This window comes from Microvirga sp. TS319 (assembly GCF_041276405.1).
Classification (GTDB): Bacteria; Pseudomonadota; Alphaproteobacteria; order Rhizobiales; family Beijerinckiaceae; genus Microvirga.
Genome location: NZ_JBGGGT010000001.1, coordinates 1,526,926 through 1,535,000, shown reverse-complemented (window position 1 = coordinate 1,535,000; position 8,075 = coordinate 1,526,926). Strand labels below are relative to the sequence as shown.

Annotated in this window: 9 protein-coding genes, 1 tRNA gene and 1 pseudogene; 7 read left to right on the top strand and 4 right to left on the bottom strand. The window is 60.9% G+C overall.

Annotated elements, in window-relative coordinates; translation table 11 throughout:
* Positions 1-690: 690 nt before the first annotated feature.
* Together AB8841_RS07035 and AB8841_RS07030 are read left to right on the top strand one after the other, a co-directional pair.
* Positions 691-987 carry a hypothetical protein gene (locus AB8841_RS07035; protein WP_370435079.1) on the top strand — a complete coding sequence of 99 codons (297 nt, stop codon included), beginning with the start codon at positions 691-693 and terminating at the stop codon, positions 985-987.
* 13 nt (positions 988-1,000) lie between these two features.
* On the top strand, positions 1,001-1,255 hold the full coding sequence (locus tag AB8841_RS07030; RefSeq protein ID WP_370435078.1) for a WGR domain-containing protein: 255 nt from the start codon (positions 1,001-1,003) through the stop codon (positions 1,253-1,255).
* A gap of 42 nt (positions 1,256-1,297) precedes the next feature.
* Here AB8841_RS07030 and AB8841_RS07025 read toward each other — a convergent pair.
* Positions 1,298-1,373, bottom strand: a tRNA-Pro gene (locus AB8841_RS07025).
* A gap of 46 nt (positions 1,374-1,419) precedes the next feature.
* Positions 1,420-1,629: a cold-shock protein gene (locus AB8841_RS07020; protein ID WP_370435077.1), complete on the bottom strand. Its 210-nt coding sequence runs from the start codon at positions 1,627-1,629 to the stop codon at positions 1,420-1,422.
* A 669-nt stretch (positions 1,630-2,298) separates the two neighbouring features.
* Between AB8841_RS07020 and AB8841_RS07015 the strand changes: the two genes are divergently transcribed.
* From AB8841_RS07015 to AB8841_RS07005, 3 genes are all read left to right on the top strand, one after another.
* A complete protein-coding gene (locus tag AB8841_RS07015; protein WP_370435076.1) occupies positions 2,299-2,541 on the top strand; it encodes a hypothetical protein in 243 nt (80 codons plus the stop codon).
* Positions 2,542-3,167: 626 nt separating this feature from the next.
* Positions 3,168-4,601 carry a DUF6880 family protein gene (locus AB8841_RS07010; protein ID WP_370435075.1) on the top strand — a complete coding sequence of 478 codons (1,434 nt, stop codon included), beginning with the start codon at positions 3,168-3,170 and terminating at the stop codon, positions 4,599-4,601.
* Positions 4,602-4,864: 263 nt separating this feature from the next.
* Positions 4,865-5,923: a YhcG family protein gene (locus AB8841_RS07005; RefSeq protein WP_370435074.1), complete on the top strand. Its 1,059-nt coding sequence runs from the start codon at positions 4,865-4,867 to the stop codon at positions 5,921-5,923.
* 245 nt (positions 5,924-6,168) lie between these two features.
* Here the strand turns inward: AB8841_RS07005 and AB8841_RS07000 are convergent, their stop codons facing one another.
* Entirely contained in the window at positions 6,169-6,405 is a 237-nt protein-coding gene (locus AB8841_RS07000) for a hypothetical protein (RefSeq protein ID WP_370435073.1), read from the bottom strand.
* 58 nt (positions 6,406-6,463) lie between these two features.
* Between AB8841_RS07000 and AB8841_RS06995 the strand changes: the two genes are divergently transcribed.
* Positions 6,464-6,823: a hypothetical protein gene (locus AB8841_RS06995; protein WP_370435072.1), complete on the top strand. Its 360-nt coding sequence runs from the start codon at positions 6,464-6,466 to the stop codon at positions 6,821-6,823.
* 97 nt (positions 6,824-6,920) lie between these two features.
* Here the strand turns inward: AB8841_RS06995 and AB8841_RS06990 are convergent, their stop codons facing one another.
* Positions 6,921-7,241: a cold-shock protein gene (locus AB8841_RS06990; protein WP_370435071.1), complete on the bottom strand. Its 321-nt coding sequence runs from the start codon at positions 7,239-7,241 to the stop codon at positions 6,921-6,923.
* 28 nt (positions 7,242-7,269) lie between these two features.
* Here AB8841_RS06990 and AB8841_RS06985 point away from each other — a divergent pair.
* Positions 7,270-7,995: pseudogene (locus AB8841_RS06985) on the top strand (DDE-type integrase/transposase/recombinase); the annotation flags it as partial.
* Positions 7,996-8,075: the final 80 nt, after the last annotated feature.

The window sequence follows — 8,075 nt, the reverse complement described above, 5'->3', positions numbered from 1 at the left end:
GCCTGACCGGCAGCGCCTGGGAACGAGATATGGTTGCCGCTATTGAGAATACAAGGGGTACATCGGCCAGCAGTTCACCGTGATTGCCACCGGGCTGGGTTCAGCTGGCCTCGCTCAGGTCGGCGCGCCACAAACACGATCTCCGGGTGCCAGGAGCATCAGCTCGACGCCTCGGACGTCGGCGCGCCGCAGCCCGATATGTAGGGTCTGCCATCGGACGGAGGGCACGGTTCACGACGAGCGGCGTTGACACTGTCTTTCCAGGTAGGAACGCTAGCGCGTGGGACGCAAGCGAATCCAAGAGACCGCCGACATTCTCCGTTCCGGGTCGCCTTGCTCGTCGTCCACCCTGCACGAAAGACAGGCGTCCGCAATCCCTTCCATTCCTTGGGCCTCATGACTGTTCGCCGCCGCTTTCTCCTCGCCCCGTCCTTCGCCCGCCTGATCCGGCGCGAGAGCGGTGGGCTGCGCCACGTCGAAGGCTTCTTCCACAACTGCGGGAGCGCTCGGCCTGGGGGCACCTCGAAGAGGGCAGGGGGCTGCTGATCCTCACAACCGCTGACCTATGCCCAGGCGCTGCTCGAGGCCTGCGCCGGCGCGGTTGATTACACCCGAACCATTCTGCCCATCGGGGACGGGCATGCCCTCATCGATGAGATCGTCCGGCCCCGGGTCCTGCACCTCGTTACCGTGGAATTTGCCCCTGACGAGGAGGCGAGCGCCTTTCGCCCGCTGGAGTGGTTCGGCCCTGAGGTGACGGGACATCCGCGCTATACCCATCGGTCCATTGGCCTGCGAGGGCTCGATGCGGCTCCGGAAATCCCGCTGTCCGATGCGGCACTCAACAGCCTGATCGATACCCTGGATGGCCACTCCGCTGTCCAGGCACGGACCAGCAGTGACGCCGTTGCGGTCAATCTCGACGAAATCGAGGACGCCATGATGCGCGACATGGAGCGGACGCTCCCGAAAGGCAAACCCGCTTAAGGACCGCTGGGAGGTGCCCGATGCTCGTTCGCCCATCCGGCACCACCGGGTGCTCTATCGGCGTGCCTCGGAGCAGGGCAGGGCGCGGTTCTTTAGCCTGATGATCGAGCATGATCTGTTCGGCACGATCCGCCTGGTCCGGAACTGGGGGCCAGTCGAGTCCAAAGGCCAGGAGCGGGTCGAGATCTTCTCCAATGGGGCCGAAGCCGCTCAGGCGCTGGAGATCTGGGCGACTGCCCAGCGGCAAAAGGGCTACACGGATCTTTGAGCCGCCATCGGCGGCTCTCGGTCGAGATTTCCTGCCTCCGGCTGGTCAGGGTGGCAGGATTTGAACCCGCGCCTCTCTGCTCCCAAAGCAGATGCACTACCAGACTGCGCTACGCCCGTTTCCAGCCAGAAGCACCGGCGGACAATCCGCCCTTGCTTGCTCCCTCAGGCTATCCTTAGATCGACCGCAGACTCTTTGCCGGTGCGGCGGTCGGCTTGAACCTCGTAGGAGATCTTCTGGCCTTCCACGAGGCCGCGCAGGCCGGCGCGCTCAACCGCGCTGATGTGCACGAACACATCCTTGCCGCCGGTGTCCGGTTGAATAAAGCCATAGCCCTTCTGGTCGTTGAACCACTTCACGGTACCTGTCGCCACGAAATTCTACCCTCTTTCCGATCCTGATGCGAGACGAGGGCTGCGCCCTTGCTGTCGCTTTTGTGAGCGGCAGCATGGCGGCCTTCAGCCTCTGGACTCCAGCTTATCGCGTCGACGAACCCGATCAAGCAGGCTGTGCGTCGCGATCCGATCCACGACCGGCGCTCACCGGATTAGAGCCTGTGGGGCTCTGCACTGGACCACAATGGCCGAAGCCCCCCGACGGAGGGACTGTCATGGCGTTCAGCATGGTAGTTCATCAGCCAACCCCACCGGCAATACAGACCGTGTGAGGTTCAAACCATCCCGGCTCTGCGCACTTGGGAATGGTTGATCTGATGGCAACGCCCGGCTCGTCCGGGATCTGGGGGCTGTCCGAGTGGCTCTGCAGCTGAGGGAGGTTTATTGTTCATTAACCTTTGTGCCTCGAAGATGATGGTTGCCGAAAGATAGGCGAGGAGCGCGCGGATGGACCGCCTCCTCGCTTTTTTGACGTCTAGCCTCATGGCAATCTAAAGGAGCAAGGCGAGAACGGGATCCTCAAGCAACGTATTGGAGACCGGGTCGGCGCGCTTAAGATCTCCTGGCGCAGGGCATCCCTGGAAGTGGGGCTTGAAGCAGGGTTCATTCAAGACGTCATCACGGGACGTTCCGAGGATCCATCAGAGGATGGCTCTTGCCAGCCTGGCTGCGGTCCTCAAGTGCAGCCCTGCCTATCTCACCGGGCACACAGATGAGGTTAATGGCGAGGACGGCTTGCCATCAGGGGAGCTTCGGCGGAGCGCAGACATTGTCCAGCGGCCAGACGCAGTGATGGCGCTCAGGATTGTTGATGAGCTGCCGGCCTCAGGCCATGTCGATGCAGTTCGCGTCGCTGTCAAGCGCGCGCTCAAAGCAATTGCGGTCGAATAGGTCAGCACCGGGCAGGGCTGGAGAAGGAACGCTTGCTGCGCATCACACAGCTACGGAATGCTTGCATTAAAGAGCGCCCTTAGCCCCGGCCTATCGCTCCCCATCTGGAACAGCTGTGGACATGGCCCCGATTCCATGCCGAAATCCCACAGGATTACCTATTGCGGATGCTACGCGTGGAACTGCTGCAAAAAGCCTTGGCTATTTTCGGAAGCCTGAACTGACGCCACCACCTCTACGGCACATGGCAGATTTAGACCAACGGATTGGGAACTCCCGCTCAAAGCGGGCCCAGATCAAGCATGTTCTGCGCCGCTATGAACAGGGTGTGATCACGCAGGCGGAAGCGGTCGAGGAGATCCTCAAAGTGACGAGGTGATACCATAACGGTCACAATGGGCCGCTCCTGCGGGAGCAGTTCGATAGGCGTAAGCACTCTGTTCACCACCAAGATCATCATGCCTTGATTGCTACTGTGGGACCCACTCAGGTTCCATATTCATTGCATAATGTTATAATAAACCGAAGGATAGGATAGAGGTCCCTTCCCGCGATCAAACTACCACGGATTGATCATGATCCATCTGACCCATAAATGAGAGCCCTGGACGCACTCGGGATGCCACATGGCCTCACGGAAAACCCTGAACGCGAAGAACCTCGAGGCGCTCGGAGCCGAGCGCCTCGCTGAGTTGTTGATCGAGATCAGCCGGGGCAATGCGGCGGCCCAACGCCGCCTGCGGTTGGAACTGGCCGGCGCCGCCAGCCCTGCCGACATGGCGCAGGAGATCCGCAAACGCCTGACTGCCTTGGCCCGCTCCCGCTCCTTCGTCGATTGGCACCGCCGCAAGGCCCTTGTCGCGGATCTCGAGACCCAGAGACAGGCCATCAGTCAGGTCGTCAAAGTCGATGCCGCTGAAGCACTGGATCTCCTTTGGCGCTTCATGGCACTGGCCAATTCGATCTTCGCTCGCTGTGACGACAGCAGTGGAAGCGTAATGGCCGTCTTTCAGGCTGCCTGCCGTGATCTGGGTGACATTGCCAAGGCAGCGAGTGCCGCCCCCAATGTGCTCGCCGAGCAGGCTTACCGTGCTTTGATCGAGAACGAGTGTGGTCAGTACGATGGGTTGATCGAGGTTCTGGCCCCGGCTCTTGGCCCAGCAGGGCTCGACCACCTCAAGCAGCTCATCCTCAAGCTGTCCAAGGAGCCGCGACAGAAGCCCCGCGCCGAGGACCAGAAGGTCGTCGGCTGGGGTATGGGCGGTCCCTTGTACGCCGATGACCTAGCCGAGCGCCATCGCAGCAGCGTTGTTCGAATGGCGCTGGAGGCGATCGCGGATGCGCAGGGCGATGTAGACGCCTTCATCGCCCAGCAAAGTGAGAAGGCTCGAGGCGTTCCGAGTGTTGCTGTGGAGATCGCGCAACGGCTCTTAGGCGTAGGCCGCGCTGACGAGGCGTGGACTGCGATCAATGCCGTCGATCAGGATCGGCCGGGCTGGATTCCTATCGAATGGGAGCAGACGCGCATCGAGGTTCTCGAGACCCTCGGACGAGCCGATGAGGCGCAGGCGTTTCGCTGGGCCTGCTTCGAGCGCTCGCTCAATCCGGACCATCTGCGCTCCTATCTCAAGCGCCTGCCCGACTTTGAGGATCTCGAGGCGGAGGAGCGGGCCATCGCCCATGCGCTGAGCCATCCGAATGTGCACCATGCTTTGGGGTTTCTGGTGAACTGGCCGGCGCTGGACCAAGCCGCGCACCTGGTACGCGCCCGTGCAGACGACCTCAATGGTGACTTCTACGAGATCCTGGCGCCGGCCGCGGCTGCGCTGGAGGCAAAACATCCACTTGCGGCCACCGTTCTCCGCCGGGCCTTGATCGACTTTGCCCTGGAGCGGAACCGGACCAAGCGGTACCAGCATGCCGCTCGCCACCTCGAGGAGTGCGAAAACCTTGCTGACCGAATCGGGGATTTCGGGAGGTTCGAGGCTCATGAGGCCTATCTGAGACGCCTCAAAGCCCAACATGGCCGCAAAAGTTCGTTCTGGAGCCTGGTCATGTGAGGGCGCGCGAAATCAGGGTCTGAATCGGCCGTATGTGGGCGATGCTTGACGCAGAAATGCAGTATTGCTCAGGTCTTCACCGAAGTTTGCGAGAAGAATAGCGATGACCCCATCTTCACAATGGACGTTTTTCATCGCCCGCCCCGGACGAGATCGGCAGCACGTCATCCGGGATCCTCAAGGCGAGCCGCGGATCATCTTTGGCGAAGACGATGGCACAAGGATCAACGATCGTCTCGCGAGGTATCTTGTCGAGAGCCTGAATGCGGGCGTTCGCTGAAGCCTATCCCGATCAGGAGATCGTGCAACAGGTTGTTGCACGATTGCCGTGGGGCCATAATGTTCGCCTTGTCGAGGCCGTGAAGGATCCGGCAGAGCGGCTCTGGTACGCCCGTCAGGCCATCGAGCATGGCTGGAGCCGCAACATCCTGGTCCACCAGATCGAAAGTGATCTGTACCATCGCCAAGGCAAAGCCATCACCAACTTCGAACGGACCCTGCCCACGCCCCAATCAGAACTCGCCAGGGAGTTGGTCAAGGATCCCTACAGCTTCGACTTCTTGGCACTCGGTCCAGACATGTCCGAGCGCGAACTTGAGCGCAGCCTCCTCGATCATCTCCGTTCCCTCATCCTTGAGCTCGGCAAGGGCTTTGCGTTCGTGGGTAGCCAATACCCGCTGCAGGTTGGAGGTCAGGACTACTATCTCGATCTGCTTTTCTACCATCTGCGCCTACGCTTCTTCGTGGTTCTCGAACTCAAGATCGAGGAGTTCAAGCCAGAGTACGCCGGGAAGATGAACTTCTATCTCTCGGCCGTCGATGACCACCTGCGGCACGAAACCGACGGTCCGAGCATCGGGATTATCCTCTGCAAGGGGAAGAACGCGGTGGTGGTGGAATATGCCTTACGCGACTCCGCAAGGCCAATGGGTGTCGCGGAGTATCGCCTCTCTCCCTCGCTTCCGATCCAGCCCCAAGGCAACCTGCCAACTGCCGAGGAGCTTGCTCGCGAATTCCCCTTGATGTCGGCGGTGAAGCTTCGGATCGAGATTGAGCGCGAGCTGCGCTTAGTGTTGCAAGCACGCGGTCGAAGCACGGGCGGGATTGGCATCGGTCCGATGCTCCAGGAATTAGACCGGGATGGCGTCATCCTCCAGGGCGTGGGTAACTTTGAGATCGCGTTGCAGGTGATGAACCAAGCTTCGCACGGCCTTGATGTTGACCCGGATGCAGCCGAGCAAGCCATGGAGGTTGGCACTCGGCTCTTGGAGGCCCTCAATCCCTTGAGGAGTCGCTCACCACTCGACGTCAGCAAAAGTTGATCGTTGAAGGCCAATCTTGGCAGATGACGAAAGCTCGATCTGCCTTACGAGCCTTGTTTGCCCAACGGGATTCTCGCCCACGGGCATCCATTCCCGTGTGACTGGTGCTGCTCAGAGGTATTCGCCAGCCCCTGAAAACTAATCTCCATCGGAATCATTGTAGGGCAAGAGGCACCAAACATCTCTGCCTCCTGGCAACTGAACGAGCGAGAGGAATGAGTCCCCATGGCTGCAAGCAAGAAGGATCATACGACATCCTCCCGGGCCAGCCGGAAGTCGACAGGGCAATCGCCGACCCGATCCCGGAGCACATCAAAGACATCAGCCGCGACCACACGGGCGCAGCCCAAGGCAATGGGCAGTTCCAGGACTGCAACCAAGTCAATGAAGCTGCCAACCAAGGCGCGACCCGCCGCCAGGTCGAACACGACAGCTGCTGCAATGAGATCCAGCGGCAATACCAGAACTGTCAGCCGCAGCACGACCCCACGTCGCTCTCAAACCGCCGGTGCGCAGAACTGGCTGACCTCCATCGAGACCATGATCACCACCCGTGAGGGACGCGAGATCATCGCTGAGGCGCTGCGGGCAATCGCGACTGTTCTCGACCGCCACGATCAGCGCGCCCAAGGCCGCGATAGTGGAGGAGCGCGCCGCCTCGGGGAAGCGTTGGGTCAGGGTATGCACACGAGCGATCCCGTCACCAATCCAGCCGCCGAAATGATTTCCGGAGCACTTGGTATGGCAGAAGCCACTACAGAGGTGGTGACAGATGCCACAACGGGAATGATGCTCGAGGGCATTGGTTCATCCGATGTTGAGAACGAGGGGACCGAGAGCAGCCGCGGAACCGACAAGCGGAGGTCCCCCAGGAAACGCGCTTCTTCAGAAAGCGAGTGAGACCACTGCATTGGTCGAGCGGGATCGGTGTGGATGTGCTCCGTCTCTCGCTCAACCTCCTCACGCGCTCGTGCCCGAGATGGCTGAGAGAGGCTTGTTAAGCCGCCTCAATCGCGGCGACCTCACGCCCCTTGCGGCCGTCCACGATCGCAACACGGACTGCCTGTCCTGGCGCCAATGCGCCAAGGCCCGCTCGCTCCACAACGGAGATGTGAAGGAAGAGGTCCTTGCTCTCGCCTTCGACCGCCACGAACCCAAAGCCCTTCGCCAGATTGAACCATTTCGCCAGATTGAACCATTTGACCGCACCCGGAATGGTCGGCCTGTTCTGCTCTGGGCGGACGGTTCCCTGCCGTCCGAAGGCCTCGGGCCGCCCGGCCCGGGGACTCTTGTTTGATCCCAGGTTTTGATGGTGCAATCTTTTCGCCTGAGTGGAAGGAAGCACTATGGGGCAGGTTCTACACGGCAGCGCCACGACGACAGAGGCAGTCCGTCGAGCAATCCAGATTAGTCAAGAGAGCCTGAGGGCACTTTCCGAGCGTTACAACATCAACCAGAAGACGGTTGCGAAGTGGAAGAAGCGCAACTCGGTGGCCGATCGGCCGACCGGACCGAAAGAGCCACGCTCGACGGTGCTGGCGCTGGACGAGGGGGCACTCATCGTCGCCTTCCGCCAGCACACGCTGCTGCCGCTGGACGACTGCCTCTACGCCCTTCAGCCCACCATCCCACACCTGACGCGGTCCTCGTTGCATCGCTGCCTGCAGCGCCACGGGATCAGCCGCCTGCCGGAGGTCAAAGGCGACAAACCGGTTCGCAAGAAGTTCAAGTCCTATCCGATCGGATACTTCCACATCGACATCGCCGAGGTGCAGACCGCCGAGGGCAAGCTCTACCTGTTTGTCGCCATCGACCGCACCTCCAAGTTCGCCTACGCGGAGCTGCACGAAAAGGCGGGCAAGATGGCGGCGGCCCAGTTCCTGCGCAACCTGATGGCCGCGGTGCCCTACACCATCCATACCGTTCTGACCGACAACGGGATCCAGTTCACCAATCGGGCGTGCGACCGCTACGCCTTCGAACACATCTTTGACCGCATCTGTCGCGAACACGGCATCGAGCACCGGCTCACCAAGGTGAAGCACCCCTGGACGACTGATGTGATCGACAAGAGCTTTTTTGCCTCAACTGGTGTATTCTCCTCTCGCGCACGGGTGACTCTGTGGCAAAGAGCAGGGCTTGAGGTGCAAAC